Genomic DNA, 745 nt, shown 5'->3' with positions numbered 1-745 from the left:
CGGTCAGGTAGGAGAGCGGCTTGGCCTGGTAGACCTCGACGCAGAGCAGGCGCGGCGCGGCGTGGTCGGGGCCGGTGAGGCCGAGGGCGGCGGCCGAGTAGATGAGGGTGCGGTCCAGGTCGCTCGCGAAGAGGACCGGCCCTGCGGCGGCGGTGGTCATCCGGCTGCCTTTCCGTCGGCGCCGGTGGCGCCGCGTGTGTAGCGGGGGTGGATGAGGCCGACGCAGCTGTAGGGCAGGTCGTCGACCTCCTCGACGGGTACGCCGCGCTGCTCGGCGAGCAGCCGTACGTGGTCGAGGTCGCTGCCGGCGCCCCGGGCGGCGAGCACCCGCCACGGGACGCGGCGCAGCAGGACGCGGGTGGTCTCGCCGACCCCGGGCTTGACGAGGTTGACGTCGTGGATGCCGTACTGCTCGCTGATGCGTTCAACGGCCCGCCAGCCCTCCCAGGTGGGGGTGCGGTCGGCGCCGGCGAGGGCGCGGGCGTCGGCCGCCGCCTGTTCGGCGACGGCGTCGAAGTGGGCGGCGACGGTGTCGAGGAAGTGGGCGGAGACGTCGGCGTCGGTGAGTTCGCGGTAGAACTTGGCGCCGTGGAAGTCGGCGGGGCCGACGAGGTCGGCGCGCAGCACGGTGCGGGAGACCAGGCCGGAGACGGTGGAGTTGAGGCAGGCGGAGGGGATGAGGAAGTCCTCACGGGTGCCGTAGGTGCGGACGCAGCCGCCGGGGTCGGCGAGGACGGCCAGGGAG

At 74.2% G+C, this 745-nt stretch carries 1 protein-coding gene and 1 pseudogene; both read right to left on the bottom strand.

Annotated features, from left to right (window positions below; all coding sequences use genetic code 11):
• A pseudogene (locus GL263_RS27500) lies at window positions 1–160 on the bottom strand (HAD family hydrolase); the annotation flags it as partial.
• Window positions 157–745, bottom strand: a 589-nt coding sequence (locus GL263_RS27495) for a cysteine protease StiP domain-containing protein (protein WP_228456885.1), incomplete at its 5' end; no start/stop codon positions are given. The gene GL263_RS27495 and the pseudogene GL263_RS27500, both read right to left, overlap by 4 nt.

Source organism: Streptomyces durbertensis (assembly GCF_014156695.1).
GTDB lineage: Bacteria > Actinomycetota > Actinomycetes > Streptomycetales > Streptomycetaceae > Streptomyces > Streptomyces durbertensis.
This window is presented reverse-complemented; position numbering and strand designations above follow the sequence as displayed.